At 62.5% G+C, this 19,909-nt stretch carries 16 protein-coding genes; 11 read left to right on the top strand and 5 right to left on the bottom strand.

Annotated elements, in window-relative coordinates:
* Positions 1 to 28 precede the first annotated feature (28 nt).
* The 7 genes from NAO55_RS15000 to NAO55_RS14970 all read left to right on the top strand — a co-directional run bounded on the left by NAO55_RS15000 (position 29) and on the right by NAO55_RS14970 (position 6,520).
* Positions 29 to 1,234 (top strand): CaiB/BaiF CoA transferase family protein, encoded by a 1,206-nt coding sequence (locus tag NAO55_RS15000; protein ID WP_102841420.1) that lies wholly within the window; start codon positions 29 to 31, stop codon positions 1,232 to 1,234.
* A 20-nt stretch (positions 1,235 to 1,254) separates the two neighbouring features.
* Positions 1,255 to 2,082 (top strand): HpcH/HpaI aldolase/citrate lyase family protein, encoded by an 828-nt coding sequence (locus NAO55_RS14995; protein WP_102841419.1) that lies wholly within the window; start codon positions 1,255 to 1,257, stop codon positions 2,080 to 2,082.
* A gap of 54 nt (positions 2,083 to 2,136) precedes the next feature.
* Entirely contained in the window at positions 2,137 to 3,126 is a 990-nt protein-coding gene (locus NAO55_RS14990) for a TRAP transporter substrate-binding protein (RefSeq protein WP_102841418.1), read from the top strand.
* A gap of 119 nt (positions 3,127 to 3,245) precedes the next feature.
* On the top strand, positions 3,246 to 4,136 hold the full coding sequence (locus NAO55_RS14985; RefSeq protein ID WP_102841417.1) for an alpha/beta fold hydrolase: 891 nt from the start codon (positions 3,246 to 3,248) through the stop codon (positions 4,134 to 4,136).
* Between the two features lie 362 nt (positions 4,137 to 4,498).
* A complete protein-coding gene (locus NAO55_RS14980; RefSeq protein WP_146030742.1) occupies positions 4,499 to 5,215 on the top strand; it encodes a hypothetical protein in 717 nt (238 codons plus the stop codon).
* Between the two features lie 81 nt (positions 5,216 to 5,296).
* Entirely contained in the window at positions 5,297 to 6,028 is a 732-nt protein-coding gene (locus NAO55_RS14975; protein ID WP_102841416.1) for a hypothetical protein, read from the top strand.
* A gap of 201 nt (positions 6,029 to 6,229) precedes the next feature.
* Positions 6,230 to 6,520 carry a lysozyme inhibitor LprI family protein gene (locus NAO55_RS14970; RefSeq protein ID WP_197932470.1) on the top strand — a complete coding sequence of 97 codons (291 nt, stop codon included), beginning with the start codon at positions 6,230 to 6,232 and terminating at the stop codon, positions 6,518 to 6,520.
* Positions 6,521 to 6,595: 75 nt separating this feature from the next.
* Here NAO55_RS14970 and NAO55_RS14965 read toward each other — a convergent pair whose 3' ends face one another.
* Together NAO55_RS14965 and NAO55_RS14960 are read right to left on the bottom strand one after the other, a co-directional pair.
* Positions 6,596 to 7,531: a hydroxymethylglutaryl-CoA lyase gene (locus NAO55_RS14965; protein ID WP_256070232.1), complete on the bottom strand. Its 936-nt coding sequence runs from the start codon at positions 7,529 to 7,531 to the stop codon at positions 6,596 to 6,598.
* A gap of 124 nt (positions 7,532 to 7,655) precedes the next feature.
* Positions 7,656 to 8,858, bottom strand: a complete 1,203-nt coding sequence (locus tag NAO55_RS14960; RefSeq protein ID WP_013982470.1) for a CaiB/BaiF CoA transferase family protein — start codon at positions 8,856 to 8,858, stop codon at positions 7,656 to 7,658.
* Positions 8,859 to 9,034: 176 nt separating this feature from the next.
* Here NAO55_RS14960 and NAO55_RS14955 point away from each other — a divergent pair, with 176 nt between their 5' ends.
* Together NAO55_RS14955 and NAO55_RS14950 are read left to right on the top strand one after the other, a co-directional pair.
* The gene (locus NAO55_RS14955) at positions 9,035 to 9,934 is read left to right on the top strand and encodes a LysR family transcriptional regulator (protein WP_102841414.1); all 900 of its coding nucleotides are present in this window, start codon (positions 9,035 to 9,037) and stop codon (positions 9,932 to 9,934) included.
* A 145-nt stretch (positions 9,935 to 10,079) separates the two neighbouring features.
* Positions 10,080 to 11,078, top strand: a complete 999-nt coding sequence (locus NAO55_RS14950; protein WP_102841413.1) for a DctP family TRAP transporter solute-binding subunit — start codon at positions 10,080 to 10,082, stop codon at positions 11,076 to 11,078.
* A 152-nt stretch (positions 11,079 to 11,230) separates the two neighbouring features.
* Here NAO55_RS14950 and NAO55_RS14945 read toward each other — a convergent pair whose 3' ends face one another.
* Positions 11,231 to 12,556 (bottom strand): DUF2254 domain-containing protein, encoded by a 1,326-nt coding sequence (locus tag NAO55_RS14945; RefSeq protein WP_102841412.1) that lies wholly within the window; start codon positions 12,554 to 12,556, stop codon positions 11,231 to 11,233.
* 250 nt (positions 12,557 to 12,806) lie between these two features.
* Between NAO55_RS14945 and acs the strand changes: the two genes are divergently transcribed.
* The gene (acs, locus tag NAO55_RS14940) at positions 12,807 to 14,762 is read left to right on the top strand and encodes an acetate--CoA ligase (protein ID WP_102841411.1); all 1,956 of its coding nucleotides are present in this window, start codon (positions 12,807 to 12,809) and stop codon (positions 14,760 to 14,762) included.
* A gap of 77 nt (positions 14,763 to 14,839) precedes the next feature.
* Here acs and NAO55_RS14935 read toward each other — a convergent pair whose 3' ends face one another.
* Complete coding sequence (locus NAO55_RS14935; RefSeq protein WP_013982476.1) at positions 14,840 to 15,199, bottom strand: YgaP-like transmembrane domain; 360 nt, start codon at positions 15,197 to 15,199, stop codon at positions 14,840 to 14,842.
* Between the two features lie 85 nt (positions 15,200 to 15,284).
* Complete coding sequence (locus tag NAO55_RS14930; RefSeq protein ID WP_102841410.1) at positions 15,285 to 17,315, bottom strand: S9 family peptidase; 2,031 nt, start codon at positions 17,313 to 17,315, stop codon at positions 15,285 to 15,287.
* Between the two features lie 435 nt (positions 17,316 to 17,750).
* Here NAO55_RS14930 and fadB point away from each other — a divergent pair, with 435 nt between their 5' ends.
* Entirely contained in the window at positions 17,751 to 19,898 is a 2,148-nt protein-coding gene (fadB, locus tag NAO55_RS14925; protein WP_102841409.1) for a fatty acid oxidation complex subunit alpha FadB, read from the top strand.
* Positions 19,899 to 19,909: the final 11 nt, after the last annotated feature.

The raw sequence follows: 19,909 nt of genomic DNA, 5'->3' as shown, positions 1-19,909 counted from the left end.
CCCTACGCCGAATATGCAGGAACCGAACATGAACGACACCCAAGTCAAACCCCGCCCACTCGATGGCATCACCGTGGTCAGCCTCGAGCACGCCATCGCTGCGCCGTTCTGCACGCGCCAGCTGGCCGACCTCGGCGCACGGGTGATCAAGATCGAACGGCCCGGTGCCGGGGATTTCGCCCGCGGCTACGACGAGCGGGTCGACGGCCTGGCCTCGCATTTCGTCTGGACCAACCGCTCGAAGGAAAGCCTGAGCCTGGACGTGAAGCAGGACGCCGCTGCCCAGGTGCTCGACCAGCTCTTGGCCAAGGCCGACGTGCTGGTGCAGAACCTCGCGCCCGGCGCCGCGGCGCGCATGGGGTTGTCCTTCGAGGTGCTGCACGAGCGCTTTCCGCGGCTGATCGTCTGCGACATCTCCGGCTACGGCGAGGGTGGCCCCTATGAACAGAAAAAGGCCTACGACCTGCTGATCCAGAGCGAGGGCGGCTTTCTCTCCGTCACCGGTGGGCCGGGTGAAACCGAGATGGCCAAGGCCGGCTGCTCCATCGCCGACATCGCCGCGGGCATGTACGCCTACACCGGCGTGCTTTCGGCGCTGATGCTGCGCGACAAGACGGGCGAGGGCAGCCGCGTCGACGTTTCCATGCTCGAAAGCCTGGTGGAGTGGATGGGCTACCCGTTGTATTACGCCTACAAGGGCGCGACGCCGCCGCCGCGTGCCGGCGCCGCCCACGCCACCATCTACCCCTACGGCCCTTTCCCCACTGGCGACGGCGGCACGGTGATGCTCGGCCTGCAGAACGAGCGTGAGTGGCTGGCGTTCTGCGACAAGGTGCTGCTGCAGCCGGAACTGGCGCAGGACGAGCGCTTCTCCAGCAACGCCCGGCGTTCGGAGAATCGCACCGAATTGCGTGCGCTCATCGTCGAGGCGTTCAGCCACCTGAGTGCCGAAGAGGTGATCGCCCGGCTGGATGCCGCGCCCATCGCCAATGCCCATGTCAACGACATGGCCGGTGTCTGGGCGCATCCGCAGCTCAAGGCGCGCCAGCGCTGGAGCGAGGTGGACAGCCCGGCCGGTCGCTTGCCTGCGCTGCTGCCGCCGGGACGCAACAGCGCCTTCGCCCCGCGCATGGATCCGATCCCCGCGCTGGGCCAGCACACCGACAGCCTGCTGGCCGAGCTGGGTTACGCCCCCGGCGACATTCAGCGCTTGCACGAGCAGGGCGCGGTATGAGCGCGCCCAGGAGCCAGCCCATGAACGCATCGATCATCCGTAGCGCGCTGTTCGTCCCGGCGACCCGCCCGGAACGCATTCCCAAGGCGCTGGCGAGCGGCGCCGACGCGGTCATCGTCGACCTCGAGGATGCGGTCGCAGAGAACCTTAAGGCAGAGGCGAGGGGCAACCTCGATGCCTTCCTCGCGGCCAACCCGGCGGCGCGCCTGCTGGTGCGCATCAACGCGCCAACCCATGCCGAGCAGGCCGCGGACCTGGCGCTTTGTGCCCGTCATGCCGGTGTCGCCGGCGTGCTGCTGCCGAAGGTCGAAAGCGCGGTGCAGGTCGCGCTGGCGGCCAGCTGCGGCAAGCCGGTCTGGCCAATCGTCGAAAGTGCCCGCGGGCTGGCCAATCTGGCGGAAATTGCCCACGCCCAGGGTGTCGAGCGGCTGTCCTTCGGCGCGCTGGACCTGGGCCTCGATCTCGGCCTGGCCAATGGCAGCGCCGGCGCTGAGCGCATGCTCGACCAGGCACGCTATGCGCTGCTGCTGCAGTCGCGATTGGCCGGACTGGCAGCGCCGCTGGACAGCGTCTTTCCCGACATCAAAAACCTCGAAGGCCTCGCCCGTGCCACTGCCGATGCGCGTGACATGGGCTTTGGCGGCCTGCTGTGCATCCACCCGAGCCAGGTGGCCGTGGTGCACGAAACCCTGATGCCCAGTGCCGACGAGCTGGACTGGGCGCAACGCATCCTCGCCGCCGGAGCTTCCGGCGATGGGGTTTTCGTGGTGGACGGACAGATGGTCGATGCCCCCGTCATCGGCCGTGCCCGTCGCCTCCTGCAACGTGCCGGGCAAGCGGTTCCCTGACCACAACGCTTGCCTGCGAAACGTACCAACCGACAAAAACAAGAGGGTACTTCCATGCTGAGTAACAAGCTCAAGGCACTCGCCTGCGCGCTTTCTTTCACTGTCGCCGGGGTGGTGCATGCCGAACCCGTGACCATCAAGTTCGCCCATGTAGTGGCGGACAACACGCCGAAGGGGCAGGGCGCGCTGCTGTTCAAGAAGCTCGCCGAAGAACGCCTGCCGGGCAAGGTGAAGGTCGAGGTCTACCCGAACTCCTCGCTGTTCGGCGACGGCAAGGAAATGGAGGCCCTGCTGCTCGGTGACGTGCACATGCTGGCGCCGTCGCTGGCCAAGTTCGAGCATTACGCCAAGGCCATTCAGATCTATGACCTGCCGTTCCTGTTCGACGACCTGGCGGCAGCCGATCGTTTCCAGAGCGGCCCGCAGGGCAAGGCGCTGCTGCGCGCGATGGAGGACAAGAACATCACCGGTCTGGCCTACTGGCACAACGGAATGAAGCAGCTTTCGGCGAACAAGCCGCTGCGCGAGCCGAAGGATGCCCGTGGGCTGAAGTTCCGCGTGCAGGCCTCGGCAGTGCTCGACGAGCAGTTCAAGGCGGTGCGCGCAAACCCCCGCAAGATGAGCTTCGCCGAGGTCTACCAGGGCTTGCAGACCGGCGTGGTCAATGGCACCGAGAACACCTGGTCGAACTATGAAAGCCAGAAGGTGCACGAGGTCCAGCCTTACATGACCGCCTCCGACCACGGTCTGATCGACTACATGGTGATTACCAACACCAAGTTCTGGAACGGCCTGCCGGAAGACGTGCGCGGCGAGCTGGAAACGATCATGGAAGAGGTCACCGCCGAGGTGAACCGCCAGGCCGACGACCTTAACCAGCAGGCACGCCAGGCCATCGCCGCCTCCGGCAAGACCGAGATCATCGAGCTGACCCCCGAGCAACGCGCCCAGTGGCGCGAGGCGATGAAACCGGTGTGGAAGAAGTTCGAGAGCGAGATCGGCGCCGAGCTGATCGAAGCGGCGCAGGCGGCCAACCGCTCCTGAGCCTCCAGAGGCACCAAGCGGCGGAGAACGAACGGGTCTGTCCGATGTGACCGGCCCGTTTTTTTATGCCTGAAACCAGGCTTATGCTGACCGACCAAAGCGCGCAAGGAGACGCCGGCATGAGTCGTTACGCCACGGTCAGCACACCCGTGCTGGATATCGCTTATCTCGAATGGAACCCCCGCGGCCAGCAGGTCGCCGTGCTCGTGCACGGCTGGCCGGATTGCCCCGAAGGCTGGGAGCCCGTGGCCGAGCGCCTGGCCGCAGCGGGCTACCGGGTGCTCTGCCCGACGCTGCGCGGCTTCGGTCGGACACGCTTTCGCGACGCGCTGACCCCACGCAGCGGTCAGCTCGCCGCGCTGGGCCGTGACCTGCTGGATTTCATCGACGCATTGCGCCTCGACCAGCCGGTGTTGGTCGGCCATGACTGGGGGGCGCGGGCGGTGGCCAATGCCTGCGGGCTGCGCCATCACGCCGCCGCACGGCTGGTAATGCTCGCGGTGGGCTACGGCACCAATGACCCGAACCAGCACATCTCGCTCAGCCAGGCGCGCAACTACTGGTACCACTGGTACATGGCCACCCCGCGCGGCGAGCAGACGGTAGTCGAGGATCGCGCGGCCTTCACGCGGCTGCTGTGGGATACCTGGTCACCGGCCGGCTGGTACAGGGAGGCGGATTTCATCCAGGCGCTGGAGGCGTTCGACAACCCGGACTGGGCTGCCGTGGTACTGCATTCCTACCGCCACCGCTGGGGCTTCGTCGCCGGCGATCCTGCCTATGCATCGGACGAGGCGTTGCTGCAACCGGCCCCGGTGCTCGCCGTGCCGACGCTGGTGCTGCACGGCGAGGCCGATACCTGCAACGCACCGGAAACCTCGGCCGGGCGCGAGGCCTTGTTCAGCGGCCCATACCACCGACAGCTGTTGCCAGGCGCCGGCCACTTCCCCCAGCGCGAGGCGCCGCAGGCGGTGGCCGAGGCGATTCTGCAGTTCTGTCAGGGGGATTGAGCCGTTGCTAGATGCTGCGGGCGGCGAGACCTAACCGTTTCTCTGGCCTGCAGTGGTTGGTTTTTCTAGGGCTCTGCTAGGCCTGCCGCTTGTACTAGCCGGTTTTTTTGCGGCGCTACACGGCATGGAATCTGGAAGGCTTATCGACACGGCAATGGCTGAGCGGGTGCGGAAGGTCGCAGGCGAGGCAGTGTCTGATGACATCAATTTCATGCTTCCCGGAGCTGGTGTATAACCACCCGGCGTCCCTGAGGGGCCCGAGCTAGAGGCTCGGACACAATGGCGAATGGAATGTTATACACCAAGCCCGTTCGGCGTCTTATACACCACTTGGTGTCTAATTATAGTTAGAGAATACTCCGATGACTGAGCAAACCCTAAAATTTTTGGGTGAGATGATTGCATATGGCGGAGGCGGAGCTGTAGTAGCTTACTTAACCTTTCAATTTCTAGGAAAATCCTGGATTGAAAATAAATTCACCCAAAGGCTCGATTATCTAAAACACCAACAAGCTCTTGAATTACAACGACTAAGAGTTGAGATAGACGCACTGCTTAGCGGAGCAATAAAGCTGCAAGAGCGAGAGTTCCAGGTGCTACCAAAAGCATGGCAAAAACTTGATGAAGCATATGGATTGATTTCATCACTAGTTCACCCTATGCAAGAGTATCCCGATGTAGACCGCATGAGCGAAGCACAGCTTGAAGAGTTTCTTGCATCTACAATTTTCACTGAATCGCAGAAACATGAGATTCAATCCTCCAGAAACAAGCTAGAAACCTATAAAGACATTGTCTTTTGGCATCGCTATCGAAAAGTGAAATCTGCCTTCTCAGAACTGCAAAGTTTTGTTGCGCGCAATGGAATATTCTTTACGCCAGAGCTTAAAGAACAATTCACAAGAATCTCGGAAATGCTCTGGTCAGCGCTAGTCTCGAAAGAGGTAGGGCACGAGGCAAGCGATCACAAAATGCAACGCGAAGGGTGGCAAAAAATTAAAGATGATGCAGAGCCTCTCTATAAGAAAATAGAGGGGGCAATTCAAGCACGCCTACAGTCACATGGCAGAAAACTGTGATCTCTAACTAGTGGTTAAAACCCTTCGCTCCGCTCGCTGGGGCGGGTTAAAGCCCGCCCCTTAACCAAATGTTAGATATTTATGCAGATAACTGAGTGGGTCATAGCAGCAATAGCGTGGGCAAATGAGAACCAAGGCGTTCTCAGTGTTGCGCTATTCGTGATCACTGTGATTTTTGGCTGGTTTAGTGGGGTTTTCTCTGCTCTACGCCGGAAACCAAAATTCAAAATAGAAACCATCCCCGGTCCAACCCTCTGCTGCACATATCTCACCGGAAACAAGCATCAAGAATACGATGCGCATCAAACAGCAATAGCCATATATTTGCACATCTCAAATATTGGCGCTGCGCCATCAAGCATTCATAAGGTCAGAGTTGGGTATCATTGGAACCTCACTCCATGGAGCATGCTTTGGCTAAAAAACTCCATCGGCTGGTTTTGGATTGAGCATCAAGCGGTAGCACTTACTGATTTCCAAGTAGAAATTGTAGGCAACATAAAAATCTACCCATTTCTAACCCAGAAAAATTATTTATCTCCTGCTAGGCTCGATAGTTTTCTCGAAATTGGCCAATCTATAAATGGCGTTGTCTACTTTGAGCAACCTGAGAGCTGGGGAGGTTGCTTTCCGAAAAACAAAAAACAACTAGTAAAAATCAAAGTAGAAGTCACCGACGTCTTCGGAGGCCGCCACAAGGCAACAATCAAAGTGCCGACAGTGACCTTAGAAGAAGCAAGGAAATACAATCCAGAATTTGGAAGCACACTTTTCAAAATTAACAACCCAGAATCGGACAAGAATGAAGTTTAAATATCTAGGAACTGGTTAAAACCGCTCGCTTCGCTCACTGGGACGGGCTAAAGCCCGCCCTTGGCTTAATCGTTAAGTGCTAGGTGTAAATTTGAAAGCAATACACTTTGTATTTTTCTTCATTTCAGCAGCAGCCTTTGCCACTGAAGAAAATAATGATCCATGCAATGCCCAAGGCGGAGGCGTTACCGCAGGATATATGTGCGTGGCACAAAAAAACTCGCTGACGAGCAGTTGAATGCAGAATACAAGAAAGCCATCAAAAGAGCCGAAGAAGAAGAAACTGCATTGCGCCAAAATTGGCCACACACCGAACTGGTTAGCTTATTTCGTTCTTCTCAAAGGGCGTGGCTTAAATTCAGAGATGCCGAGTGTGAGTTCATAGGGATGTCGTCCACGCCATCTCCTTGGCAGGGTGTCCAAGTGGAAGAGTGCAAATTAAGAATGACTATTGAGCGAACAGAGTATTTTAAAGGAGTTCACTCAGGCTAACGCACCCAATAATAGGTATATGGCTTCTCCCCACAATCAGTGAAAGATAGCTTTTTCGAGACGGTCCGCCCGGATTTAAACGCCGGCTTCCTGCATCCACTTCGGTTTCGGGTAACGGCGATCGGCCTTGCCGGCCTTGAGTACCGCGCCCGGCACGTCGTGGCCGACCAGTTGGGGCAGGTCGGCGGCGCATTGCAGCAGGCGGTCGAGATCGACGCCGGTGTTCAGCCCCATGCGCTGGAACATATGCACCACGTCCTCGGTGCAGATATTGCCGCTGGTGCCGGGCGCGTAAGGGCAGCCGCCGAGGCCGCCGAGCGAGGCGTCGAAGCGGTCGATGCCGGCGTTCAGCGCTGCCAGCGCGTTGGCCAGGCCCATGCCGCGGGTGTTGTGGAAGTGTGCGGTGAATATTGCCTGTGGCCAGCTGTTCAGCGCTTCGCGGCAGATACGCTCGACCTGCGCCGGGTTGGCCATGCCGGTGGTGTCGCAGAGGGTGATGCCCTGCACGCCGATCTCCAGCAGGCGTTGCACCAGCTCATAGATGCGCCGCTCGGGCACGTCGCCCTCGAAGGGGCAGCCGAAGGTGGTCGATAGCGAGGCGTTGATGAACACGCCACTGCCGCGAGTGACTTCGATGATTTCGCGGAACTGCGCCAGCGACTGTTCGGGCGTCATGCGCAGGTTGGCCAGGCCGTGGGTATCGCTGGCCGACATCACCAGGTTGATCTCGTCCACCTCGCAGGCCAGGGCGCGCTCGCAGCCCCTCACGTTGGGCACCAGCACGGTGTACTCGACGCCCTCCGCACGGCGGATGCCGCGCATCACGTCTTCGGCGTCGCGCAGGTTGGGGATGGCCTTGGGCGAGGTGAAGGAGGTGACCTCGATCTTCGCCAGCCCGGTTTGCGAGAGGTGGTCGATCAGGGCGATCTTGGCTTCGGTCGGCACGAAGTTCGCTTCGATCTGGAAGCCGTCGCGGGTGGCGACTTCCTGGATATACAGGCGTTTGCTCATGGGGAGTCCTGGGGTTTCGTAGGGTGGATGACGCTCTACCCATCCACCGTTGTGGCTTGCTGGCTGGTGAACAAGCTTCGCGTTGTCCACCCTACGTATGGGCGTAGGGTAGATGACGCACTGTTCAGATGATCCCGCGTTCGCGCAGGCCCTGGCGTTGTTCGTCGGTGAGGCCGAGGCCGGCCAGCACGTCGTCGGTGTGTTCGCCCAGCTGCGGGCCGCCTTCGCCGATTCGTCCCGGCGTGCGCGATAGCTTGGGCAGCACGCCCGGCACCTTGAGCGGGCCGGCAAAGGTCTGCACCTGCTCGATCATCTGCCGCGCCAGGTAGTGCGGGTCCTTGACGATATCGGCGGCGGTGTAGGGATAGCCGGCCGGCACGCGGGCGCCCTTGAGTGCTTCGATCACCTCGTCGCGGCTGTGCTGGATGGTCCATTCGCCAATGGCGGCATCGATCAGCTCGGCGTGCTGGGCGCGGCCGTCGTTGTGGGCGAAGCGCGGATCATCGGCAAGGTCCTGGCGGCCCATCAGGGTCATCAGGCGCTTGTAGATGCTGTCGCCATTGCCGGCGATCAGCACGTAGGCGCCGTCGTTGCACAAATAGGAATTGGACGGCGTGATGCCGGGCAGGGCGCTGCCAGCCGGCTCGCGTACATAGCCGAAGGCGTCGTATTCGGGCACGAGGCTTTCCATCATGGCGAACACCGACTCGTACAGCGCCACGTCGATCTCCTGGCCCTGGCCGCTACGGTTGCGCTCCTGCAGGGCGAGCAATACACCGATCACGCCATACAGCGAGGACAGCGAATCGCCGATGCTGACGCCGACCCGCACCGGGGGCTGGCCCGGATAGCCGGACAGGTGGCGCAGACCGCCCATGGCTTCGCCGATCACACCGAAGCCCGGCAGGTCACGATAGGGGCCGGTCTGGCCGTATCCGGAGATGCGCAGCATGATCAGCCGAGGGTTCAGCTTCGACAGCTCATCCCAGCCCAGGCCCCATTCTTCCAGCGTGCCGGGGCGGAAGTTCTCCACCAGAATGTCGGCTTCGGCCACCAGCTGGCGGACGATTTCCTGGCCTTCCGCGGCCTTGAGATCCAGCGTCACCGAGCGCTTGTTGCGCGACTGCACGTGCCACCAGAGCGAGGTGCCGTCCTTTAGCTTGCGCCACTTGCGCAACGGGTCGCCAACCCTGGGGGGCTCGATCTTGATCACGTCGGCGCCGAATTCACCGAGCAGCTTGCTGGCGAAAGGGCCGGCGATCAGTTGGCCCATCTCGATCACCTTGAGGCCCTGCAGCGGCAGGTTCTTGTCTGTCTGTTCGCTCATCACGACACCTGTGCCGGTTGATTCATGGTGCCGAGCATGACCGACCCATCGGCAGCGGACAATTGGTCGTTGGCCAAGCATGGCTTCGCGCTCCACGAAGCCGGGAGACGTGAGGCCGTGGAATAGCGGCGGGAATAGGTGCATGCTTCGTCACCCGCGAATACGGAAGCTTGCCCATGCGCCGCATCGATTTCGTCACCCTTCGGCTGTTCGTCGCCATCGCCGAGACCCGTAGCCTGACCCGCGCCGCCGAGCGCGAGCATCTGGCGCTGGCAGCGGTGAGCAAGCGCGTCAGCGATGTGGAAGGGCAGCTCGGCGTCAGCCTGCTCTATCGCCAGCCCAAGGGCGTCGAGCTGACGCCGGCCGGCCACGCGCTGCTGCACCACGCGCGCAACCTGCTGGACAACCTGCAGCAGCTGGACGCTGACCTCAGCGAGTTCAGCCAGGGCGTGAAGGGCCATGTGCGCATCCACGCCAACACCTCGGCGGTGATCGAGTTCCTGCCCGAAGACCTGAGCGCCTTCGCTCGCCAGCACCCGGAAGTGAAGATCGACCTGGAGGAGCGCGTCAGCAGTGACACCCTGCGCGCCCTGCGCGAGGGGCTGACCGATATCGGCATCTTCGCCGGGCACATGCCGGGCGAGGACCTGCAGGTGTTTCCCTACCGCGAGGATCGGCTGGTGCTGGTCACGCCACGTGAGCATCCGCTGGCCGGCCGCGAATGCATTGCACTGCGCGAGGCGGCAGGCTTCGACTTCATTGGCCTGCAGCAGGATGCCTCGCTGCATGCCCTGCTGCAGCAGTCGGCACAGCAGATGGGCACGCCGCTGCGTCTGCGCATCCAGGTGCGCAGCTTCGAGGCGATCTGCCGGATGATCCACACCGGCATGGGCATCGGCGTGCTGCCTGAGCAGGTGGTGCGCAACTACCTGCCGGCGCTGGACGTGGCCATGGTGCCGCTGACCGATGTCTGGGCGCGGCGCGAACTCAAGCTCGGCGTGCGCAATCTGGAAAGCCTGTCGGTGACTGCCCGGCAGATGCTCGAACACCTCACGCTTCGCGAAGGCCAGGCCTGAGCGAAGCCGTTTGGCGGCGCGATCGCGTCACGGCCTTCGCCAAACGCGAAGTCGCGCTTGGCCAATTAGCAATTCAGCCCGAGGGGGCGGCGGGGTAGAGTCGGACCAGCTGCATGGCTCACACAACTACAAAACGGAGCTCTCCATGGCACGACTCACCCGTGGCATCACCCGTCTGCTCGCCGCTTCAGCGCTGTTTAGCGTCCTCGGCGCCCAGGCCGATCCGATCCTGATCAAGTTCTCCCATATCACCGCCGACAGCACGCCGAAGGGTCAGGGCGCGCTGATGTTCAAGAAGCTCGTGGAAGAGCGCCTGCCCGGCCAGGTGGAAGTGCAGGTATTCGCCAACTACTCGCTGTACGGCGACGGCAAGGAGATGGAGGCACTGCTGATGAACGAGGTGCAGCTGCTGGCGCCGGCACCGTCGAAGCTCGAGCAGTACACCAAGCAGCTGCAGCTGTTCGACCTGATGTTCCTGTTCGACGACATGGCCGCGGCGCAGCGCTTCCAGCAGTCGGACAAGGGCCGCGCCATGCTCAAATCCATGGAGGACAAGGGCATCACCGGCCTGGCCTACTGGCTCAACGGCATGCGCCACTTCACTGCCAACAAGCCGCTGCGCGAGCCGGCCGACGCCCGCGGGCTGAAATTCCGCGTACAGCCCTCGGACCTGCAGGCCGCCCAGTACACCGCCCTGCGGGCGGTGCCGCGCAAGATGGCCTTCGCCGAGATCTACCAGGGCCTGCAGACCGGCGTGGTCAATGCCCAGGACAATCCCTGGTCGAACATCTACAGCCAGAAGTACCACGAGGTGCAGAAGTACATCACCGAGTCCGGTCACGGCATCGGCAACTATCTGCTGATCACCAACACCAGGTTCTGGAACGGCCTGCCGGCAGAGGTGCGCGGCGAGCTGGAAGCGATCATCGACGAGGTCACCGTGGAGGTGAACCGCCAGGCCGAGGCGCTGAACGAGAAGGCCAAGCAGGGCGTGATCGACTCGGGCAAGAGCGAGATTCTGGTGCTGACCGACGAGCAGCGTGCCCGCTGGCGCGAGGCGGTACAACCGGCCTGGAAAAAGTTCGAGGGCGAGATCGGTAAGGAGCTCATCGAGGCGGCTCAGGCAGCCAACTCTGCGCCTTGAGGCAAGCCCGCCAATGGTCTGTTAGACCAATGTGCAGTTTCGGCCACGGCGCTGGCTGCACAGAATGGCGGCGTCTATCTGCGTGATCGGACAAGTGTGTATTCCAACCGGATGGTTGACCGAGCGGCCCCTGAGGCCGCTTTTTTTTGCCTTCAGCTTTTCGCCGGAATCGGCAGTAATGCCAGCGGCGCCAGTTCGTCATGCAGGCGGTTGATGCGCTCCAGCAGATCGTTGACCGCACGGCGGTCACGGTCATTCTGCAGGTCCGTATCCGCGGCGTCGCGCAGTGCCGCCAATTCATCCACGTAGGCCTCCAGCTGGTCGCTGGAGGGCTGCCCGTGCAAGGCAGTCTTCAGGCACTGCATCAGCGCCATGACGATCGCCGGGTCATTGCTGCCATAGGTACGAATCGGGTCGAGGATAAGCGTCAGCCGTCGTTGCGGGCTCAGCTGTGGATAGAACAGCCTGGGCTTGCCATTGTCGATGCAGCCCACGTCCAGCGGCGGGACGCCACCCAGGCGACCGAGCAACACGCCGTGCAGATTGAGCACGCGTATTGCCGTGCCCGGGTCGTTGATCGACGGGCTGATGGCCTTTACCGCGATTTCGGTCATCTGCCGCATGCCATAGAAAACGTTGGCGCCGGCGAACTCTTCATCGTGGAAATCGAAGCAGTCGAGCACCTGTCGGGTTCGCCGGGCATCCAGTTCGGCGCTGACCTTGAGCAACGGATGCCCTTCGACCAGAAAGAACCCGGGTTCCACCTGTAGCACCGCCTGCAGATCGTCCGGCCCCAAGAGCTCCCGCAGGCGTTGCTCGTTGACCTCGCGCAGATAGCCGGGCGTGACCGCTTCGATGCAGTACCAGTCGCGGTCATCCGGCGCCGCGGTGATCGACCCCAGGCGCTCGCAACGCTGCGCCAGGTTATGGCAGGCGCTGCGGTAGAGCTGGCCGACGATCCAGTCCACCTGGATGGACTGCGAGATGGAACGGATGAATACGACGAACAGGGCCATACAGCCCAGGCCCATCAGTACGGCGAGCAGCACGCCGAACGCAGGCAGGCTATCGGGTTCGTTCTTGTTGATGAAGGCGATCATCAGCAGGAAGAACAGGATGCAGCCCAGGTAGTTGCCGAGGATCAGCTGGTTGCGCCGATCGCTGATCAGCCCGGGCAGCACGCGCGGGGAGAGTCGCGAGGCGGCCCCATTGAGCACGACCATGACCATGGAAAAGCTGAACACGGTCAGCGAAATGATGCTGGTGATGAGCGTGCCGAGGATTTCCCGGGCGTTGTCCGCCTCTGCCAGGCCGGACGGCAGCATGTTTCGCCAGGCGTGAGCCAGGTCAGTCGTTTCGAAGAGCAGGACGAGACCGCCCAGCACGAAGTAGCCGGCCGGAATCACGGTGGGGTAGAAGACGATGCTCTGGGGGATCCGCTGCAGCTGACGAAACAGGGCGTTGCTTGGTGCTGACATGGTGGTTCCCGGCGATGGCTGTTACGAATTGAGACAGCAGCCCTCGGCAAATGGCCGCGAAACAGTGTCTATGCTTGGAGAGTGGCCGCTAGTCGCGGCCGCTGCGGTATTCGGCATCGGCTGAAGCAGACGTCTGACAGGCGCGTGGTTGGCGATCCGCACGGGAAGCGTGGATCGATCGGGTGGTGAGGGTTCGCCTGCGAGACAAGGCTGCGACCGGAAAATAACCAGATAACCCGAGGTGACTGCCATGTGTGCTGCGTCCGTGTATCCCGTGTCCCCTGAGGCTGCAAAGCACTCCCTGACCGACGAGGCCGCTTATCGGGCCATGTATCAGCAGTCGGTGATCAACCCTGAAGGATTCTGGCGTGAGCAGGCGGCACGGCTGGACTGGATTCGGCCCTTCAGCGAGGTCAAGCGCACCTCCTTCGACGACCATCACGTCGATATCAAGTGGTTTGCCGACGGCACGCTGAACGTGTCGGCCAATTGCCTGGATCGGCACCTGGCCGAGCGCGGCGATCAGGTGGCGATCATCTGGGAGGGGGACGACCCCTCGGAGCACCGCGAGATCACCTACCGCGAGCTCTACCAGGAGGTCTGCAAGTTCGCCAACGCCCTGCGTGGCCAGGATGTGCACCGCGGTGACGTGGTGACCATCTACATGCCGATGATTCCCGAGGCCGCGGTGGCAATGCTGGCCTGCGCGCGCATCGGTGCGATCCACTCTGTGGTGTTCGGCGGCTTCTCGCCGGAGGCATTGGCCGGGCGCATCATCGACGGCAGCTCGAAGGTGGTGATCACTGCCGACCAGGGCATACGCGGCGGCAAGGCCATCGCCCTGAAGGAGAACGTCGACGAGGCGCTGACGAACCCGCAGACTCGTTGCGTGCAGAAGATCATCGTGGTGCGCCGCACCGGAGCGAACATTCGCTGGCACCCGCACCGGGACGTCTGCTACGACGACCTGATGCGCGTGGCCGGCGAGGTCTGCGCGCCGAAGGAAATGGGCGCCGAGGAGGCGCTGTTCATTCTCTACACCTCGGGCTCCACCGGGAAACCCAAGGGCGTGCTGCACACCTGCGGCGGCTACCTGCTGTACGCCGCGCTGACCCACGAGCGGGTCTTCGACTACCGCCCCGGCGATATCTACTGGTGCACCGCCGACATCGGCTGGATCACCGGGCACAGCTACCTGATCTACGGCCCACTGGCCAACGGTGCGACGACCCTGATGTACGAAGGCGTGCCGAACTATCCGGACGTCACCCGCATCGCCAGGATCATCGACAAACACCGGGTCAACATCCTCTACACCGCGCCGACGGCAATCCGCGCGATGATGGCCGAGGGGCCGGCGGCGATGGAGGGTGCCGACGGTTCGAGCCTGCGCCTGCTCGGCACGGTGGGCGAACCGATCAATCCGGAAGCCTGGCACTGGTACTACGAGACGGTCGGTCGGTCGCGCTGCCCGATCGTCGATACCTGGTGGCAGACCGAGACCGGCGGCATCCTCATCAGCCCGTTACCCGGTGCCACGGCGCTCAAGCCCGGCTCGGCGACGCGGCCGCTGTTCGGCGTAGTGCCGGGGCTGGTGGACAATCTTGGCAACCTGCTGGAAGGCCCGGCGGAGGGCAATCTGGTGATTCTCGACTCCTGGCCAGGGCAGATGCGCACCATTTACGGTGACCACGACCGTTTCGTCGATACCTACTTCAAGACCTTCCGCGGCATGTACTTCACCGGCGACGGCGCCCGCCGCGACGAGGACGGTTACTACTGGATCACCGGGCGCGTCGACGATGTGCTCAACGTCTCCGGACACCGCATGGGCACCGCCGAAATCGAGAGCGCCCTGGTGGCGCATGCCAAGGTGGCCGAAGCCGCGGCCGTTGGCGTGCCGCATCCGCTCAAGGGCCAGGCGATCTATGTTTACGTGACTCTGGTTGCTGGTACCGAGCCCAGCGACACGCTGCGCCAGGAGTTGCAGCAGTGGGTCCGGCACGAGATCGGCCCGATCGCGGTGCCGGATACCATCCAATGGGCGCCGGGGCTGCCGAAGACACGGTCCGGCAAGATCATGCGCCGCCTGCTGCGCAAGATCGCCACGGACGACTACGACACTCTGGGCGATACCTCGACGCTGGCCGACCCTGGCGTCGTCGACCAGTTGATCGCTGCCCATGAGGCGGTGAAGCGGCGCTGAAATCCAGAGCGCCCGGCTCGCCTGCTGCAGCTTCGCTCGCGGACAAGTCCGCTAGCCACAGGCCCGCAGGGCGATGTTCAGACGCCGGCGGGCGGGCTTTTCAAATCGTCGTTGCCGGTGACCGTGGTGCCGTTGGTGGCAGCTGCGGCGTTGGCCTGCAGTTGCTCCTTGTTCGAGTCATAACGCTCGAACGGCATATGGTGCGAGCGCCCTTCGGCCATGCCCGCCTGTTCGCTGACTTCATTGAACACGCGCTTGGCCTCGCAGTGGCCGGTCACGCCCCGGGCCACGGCCATCCCGCCGATGCCCAGTTGCAGCAGACCGCCGAGGCCACCACGGCGCAGGCCCTTGGCGAGGAAGTACAGGCCGCCGGCCAGGGACATGGCGCGCTCCCAGCCGTGGACGTTCTGTTCGAGATGCTTGGAAGAGTTGTTCATGGGGGGCTCCGACGAGGACATTCTCAATGAATGACTCTTGCCGGAGCCGCCTGTTCGCCACCGCAGGTCGGCAGGCATGGTCCGATCAGGCCATGCCGAACACCTTGAGCACAAAGGCGTACTCCAGCGCCACGTCCTTGAGCGCCTGGTAGCGTCCGCTCATGCCACCGTGACCTGCGCCGAACTCGGTCTTGAGCAGCAGCAGGTTGTCGTCGGTGCGGGTGGCACGCAGCTTGGCGACCCACTTGGCGGCCTCCCAGTACTGCACGCGGCTGTCGTTGTAGCCGGCCACGGCAAGCAGTGGCGGATAGGCCTGGGCCCGGACGTTCTCATAGGGCGCATAGGCGCGGATGCGTTCGTGCACCTCGGGCTGGTTCGGGTCGCCCCATTCGTCGTACTCGGTCACGGTCAGCGGCAGGTCGGCATTGAGCATGGTGTTGAGCACGTCGACGAAGGGCACCTCGGCGATCGCCGCACCGAACAGTTCCGGACGCAGGTTGAGTACGGCACCGATCAGCAGGCCGCCGGCACTGCCGCCGCTGATGGCCAGGCGTGGCGATGTGGTGTAGCCATCGGCCAAGAGCTGTTCGGCGCAGGCGATGAAGTCGCTGAAGGTGTTCGGCTTGAGTTCCAGCTTGCCGGCGCGGTACCAGGCCTCGCCCAGATCACCACCGCCACGCACATGGGCGATGGCGAAGATGAAGCCGCGGTCGAGCAGCGACAGCCGCGCGTGGGAGAACCAGGGGTCAAGGCTATGGCCGTAGGCGCCGTAACCGTAGAGGTAGAGCGGTGCGGGCTTGCCGAAGCTGTCGCGGCGGCCGACCAGGCTGATGGGAATCTGCGTACCGTCCTGGGCGGTGGCCCAGATGCGCCGACTTTCATAGGCGTCCGCATCGAAGGGGCCCTCCACCGGGGTTTCCTTGAGCACCTCCTGCGTGCCGTCGGCCAGGGTCAGCTGGCGGATCTGCGCCGGGCGATTCAGCGCCTCGTAGCGCAGGCGGATCACCGTGCTGGTGAATTCCAGCGAGTTCTGCACGTGCAGGCTGTAGGCCGCATCGGGCAATTGCAGGCGATAGGGCTGCACGCCCTGCGGTCGTACCTCGATCACCGGCAGGCCGCTTTCGCGCAGGGTCAGGGTGATCGCCTCGGCGTTCAGGCTGACATCCTCGAGCATCACCGCATCGTCATGCGGGACCAGCTCCTGCCAGTGCTCGCGGCCTGGCTCGGCCTCGCTGGCGTGATAAAGGGCGAAGTTGATGCCCGCCTGGTTGCTGCGGATCAGCCAGCGCCACTGGCCTTCGTAAAGGCCATGATCGGGGAAGTACTCGTGATCCTCCTGGCGCGGCGCCAGACAGGTCCAGCTGCCCTCCGGCTGGTCCGCCGACAACACCCAGGCTTCGCTGGTGGTCTTGCTGTGGGAAAGGATGACCAGCTGGCGCTCGGAGCTGGCGCGGTAGCAATGCACGAAGAAACGCCCGTCCGGGTCGTGATAAACCTCGCTGCTGTCCGTATCGCCAAGGCGGTGGCGGTAAATCTTGTGTGGGCGGTGGGTGTCGTCCAGCTCGCCGTAGAACAGGGTCTGGCTGTCGTTGGCCCAGGTCATGCTGCCGTCGCAGTTGTCGAAGGGCAGCTCGGTGACCGCGCCGCTGGCCAGGTCCTTGACGTACAGCCGGTAGATCTCGTCGCCCTCGCGGTCGAGGCTGTAGGCGAGCTTGCTGTGGTCCTGGCTGACGCTGAAGGCACCCAGCGAAAGAAAGCCGCCGCCGGCCAGCTCGTTGGGGTCGAGCAGCAGCTGTTCGGCGCTTTCATCGACGGTCAGCGAACCATCCAGCGGGCGCGGGCAGCGGTAGTGCCGGGGATACTCGTCGCCTGCGGTGGTGCGCTGGTAGTACAGCCATGGCCCCCAGGGGGCGGGCAGCGATAGATCGGTTTCGCGGATGCGCCCTTTGATCTCCTGAAACAGGACTTCACGCAGTTCGGCCTGATCGGCGAGCTGCTCCTCGAGATAGGCATTCTCCGCCTTGAGATAAGCGAGCACATCCTCGGCGTCGCGATTCTCCAGCCAGCGGTAGGGGTCGATGCCGGTGTCGGCGCGGGCGATGGGGGTTTGGGACATGCAGTACTCCGGATTCGGTGGTGCGTTGACCGTACATGGCGTGCAACGAATTGCGGCAGTGTACCTGCTCGACTACGTCTAGGATTGACCCGGTTGGTGCGGCCCGGTTTCAGCTTTTGAAACGACTGGGCGACGCGTTCATCGCTGTGGTGAATGCAGGCAGATCGGCGTTGTCGATGATGACCGGGCGGTCGCGAAATGTCCGCTTGCGGGTGCCTTTCGGTTAGGCAAAGCAGCCGATTGACAATGCTGCGCTTTTCCCCGAAGGTGTGCCGACCCAAATCAAACGGGCGTATGAATCGAGCGTTTGCCAGAGCAGATGCCGATCACCCGGATTATCGTGTCGGTGGGTGTCGTTCGCCGCGAGGCGCGGTCGAGTCAGGGCCGAAGACGTGAGACACGTAACGTTCAGCTTCCATACCTGGAGATCAGTTGATGATTTACGAAGGTAAAGCCATCACGGTTAAGGCTCTTGAGAGCGGCATCGTCGAATTGAATTTCGACCTCAAGGGTGAGTCCGTCAACAAATTCAATCGCCTCACTCTCAACGATCTGCGCCAGGCTGTCGACGCCATCAAGGCCGACGCTTCGGTCAAGGGCGTGATCGTCACCAGCGGCAAGGACGTGTTCATCGTCGGCGCCGATATCACCGAGTTCGTCGACAACTTCAAGTTGCCCGATGAAGAGCTGGTTGCCGGCAACCTCGAAGCGAACAAGATCTTCAGTGACTTCGAAGACCTAGGCGTGCCCACCGTGGTCGCCATCAACGGCATCGCCCTGGGTGGCGGTTTCGAGATGTGCATGGCTGCCGACTATCGCGTCATGTCCACCGCTGCCAAGGTCGGACTGCCGGAAGTCAAGCTGGGCATCTACCCGGGCTTCGGCGGCACCGTGCGTCTGCCGCGCCTGATCGGTGTGGACAACGCCGTCGAGTGGATCGCCTCCGGCAAGGAAAACCGTGCCGAAGACGCCCTCAAGGTGCACGCGGTCGACGCCGTCGTCGCTCCGGAGAAGCTCCAGGAAGCTGCACTGGACCTGGTCAAGCGCGCCATCTCCGGCGAGCTGGACTACAAGGCCAAACGCCAGCCTAAGCTGGACAAGCTCAAGCTCAATGCGATCGAGCAGATGATGGCCTTCGAGACCACCAAGGCGTTCGTCGCAGGGCAGGCCGGTCCGAACTATCCGGCCCCGGTCGAAGCCATCAAGACCATTCAGAAAGCCGCCAACTTCGGCCGCGACAAAGCCATCGAAGTCGAGGCTGCTGGCTTCGTCAAGCTGGCCAAGACCTCGGTTGCGCAGAGCCTGGTCGGCCTGTTCCTTAGCGATCAGGAGCTGAAGAAGAAGGCCAAGGCCTACGACAAGCAGGCGCGCGACGTGAAGCTCGCTGCCGTACTCGGCGCCGGCATCATGGGCGGCGGCATCGCCTACCAGTCGGCTGTCAAAGGCACGCCGATCCTGATGAAGGATATCCGCGAAGAGGGTATCCAGATGGGTCTGGACGAGGCCTCCAAGCTGCTCGGCAAGCGTGTTGAAAAAGGCCGTCTGACCGCTGACAAGATGGCGCAGGCGCTCAATGCGATTCGTCCGACCATGTCTTACGGCGACTTCGGCAACGTCGACATCGTTGTCGAGGCCGTGGTCGAGAACCCGAAGGTCAAGCACGCCGTGCTGGCCGAGGTGGAGGGCCACGTTCGCGAAGACGCGATCATCGCTTCCAACACCTCCACCATCTCCATCAGCTACCTGGCCCAGGCGCTCAAGCGTCCGGAAAACTTCTGCGGCATGCACTTCTTCAACCCGGTGCACATGATGCCTCTGGTTGAGGTGATCCGCGGCGAGAAGACCAGCGAAACCGCCATCGCCACCACCGTCGCCTACGCCAAGAAGATGGGCAAGAGCCCGGTCGTGGTCAACGATTGCCCGGGCTTCCTGGTCAACCGCGTGCTGTTCCCGTACTTCGGCGGATTCGCCCGCGCCATCGCTCATGGCGTCGATTTCGCCCGCGCCGACAAGGTGATGGAGAAATTCGGCTGGCCCATGGGCCCAGCCTACCTGATGGACGTGGTCGGCATGGACACCGGCCACCACGGCCGCGACGTGATGGCCGAAGGCTTCCCGGATCGCATGAAGGACGACACCCGTACCGCCGTCGATGTCATGTATGACGCCAATCGCCTCGGCCAGAAGAATGGCAAGGGCTTCTACGCCTACGAGATGGACAAGAAGGGCAAGCCGAAGAAGGTGGTCGACCCTGAGGCCTACGAGCTGCTCAAGCCGGTCGTTGCCGAGACGCGCGAGCTGTCCGACGAGGACATCATCAACTACATGATGATCCCGCTGTGCCTGGAAACCGTGCGTTGCCTGGAAGACGGCATCGTCGAGACCGCTGCCGAAGCCGACATGGGCCTGATCTACGGCATTGGCTTCCCACCCTTCCGTGGTGGTGCGCTGCGCTACATCGATTCGATCGGCGTCGCCGAGTTCGTCGCGATGGCCAACAAGTACGCCGACCTGGGCCCGCTGTACCACCCGACCGCGAAGCTGCGTGAGATGGCCGCCAACGGCCAGCGCTTCTACGGTTAATCGAGGGAGAG

The sequence above is a fragment of the Stutzerimonas frequens genome (assembly GCF_024448335.1).
Lineage (GTDB): Bacteria > Pseudomonadota > Gammaproteobacteria > Pseudomonadales > Pseudomonadaceae > Stutzerimonas > Stutzerimonas frequens.
Note: the sequence above shows the minus strand (reverse complement) of the source record. Positions and strands in the feature narration are given on the sequence as shown.

Bases quoted from the DNA above. Each gene is read 5' to 3' on its own strand.
- fadB (WP_102841409.1), top strand. From the start codon at position 17,751: ATGATTTACGAAGGTAAAGCCATCACGGTTAAGGCTCTTGAGAGCGGC.
- acs (WP_102841411.1), top strand. From the start codon at position 12,807: ATGTGTGCTGCGTCCGTGTATCCCGTGTCCCCTGAGGCTGCAAAGCAC.
- NAO55_RS14930 (WP_102841410.1), bottom strand. From the start codon at position 17,315: ATGTCCCAAACCCCCATCGCCCGCGCCGACACCGGCATCGACCCCTAC.
- NAO55_RS14975 (WP_102841416.1), top strand. From the start codon at position 5,297: ATGCAGATAACTGAGTGGGTCATAGCAGCAATAGCGTGGGCAAATGAG.
- NAO55_RS14965 (WP_256070232.1), bottom strand. From the start codon at position 7,531: ATGAGCAAACGCCTGTATATCCAGGAAGTCGCCACCCGCGACGGCTTC.
- NAO55_RS14960 (WP_013982470.1), bottom strand. From the start codon at position 8,858: ATGAGCGAACAGACAGACAAGAACCTGCCGCTGCAGGGCCTCAAGGTG.
- NAO55_RS14980 (WP_146030742.1), top strand. From the start codon at position 4,499: ATGACTGAGCAAACCCTAAAATTTTTGGGTGAGATGATTGCATATGGC.
- NAO55_RS14955 (WP_102841414.1), top strand. From the start codon at position 9,035: ATGCGCCGCATCGATTTCGTCACCCTTCGGCTGTTCGTCGCCATCGCC.
- NAO55_RS14945 (WP_102841412.1), bottom strand. From the start codon at position 12,556: ATGTCAGCACCAAGCAACGCCCTGTTTCGTCAGCTGCAGCGGATCCCC.
- NAO55_RS14985 (WP_102841417.1), top strand. From the start codon at position 3,246: ATGAGTCGTTACGCCACGGTCAGCACACCCGTGCTGGATATCGCTTAT.
- NAO55_RS14950 (WP_102841413.1), top strand. From the start codon at position 10,080: ATGGCACGACTCACCCGTGGCATCACCCGTCTGCTCGCCGCTTCAGCG.
- NAO55_RS14935 (WP_013982476.1), bottom strand. From the start codon at position 15,199: ATGAACAACTCTTCCAAGCATCTCGAACAGAACGTCCACGGCTGGGAG.
- NAO55_RS14990 (WP_102841418.1), top strand. From the start codon at position 2,137: ATGCTGAGTAACAAGCTCAAGGCACTCGCCTGCGCGCTTTCTTTCACT.
- NAO55_RS14995 (WP_102841419.1), top strand. From the start codon at position 1,255: ATGAACGCATCGATCATCCGTAGCGCGCTGTTCGTCCCGGCGACCCGC.
- NAO55_RS15000 (WP_102841420.1), top strand. From the start codon at position 29: ATGAACGACACCCAAGTCAAACCCCGCCCACTCGATGGCATCACCGTG.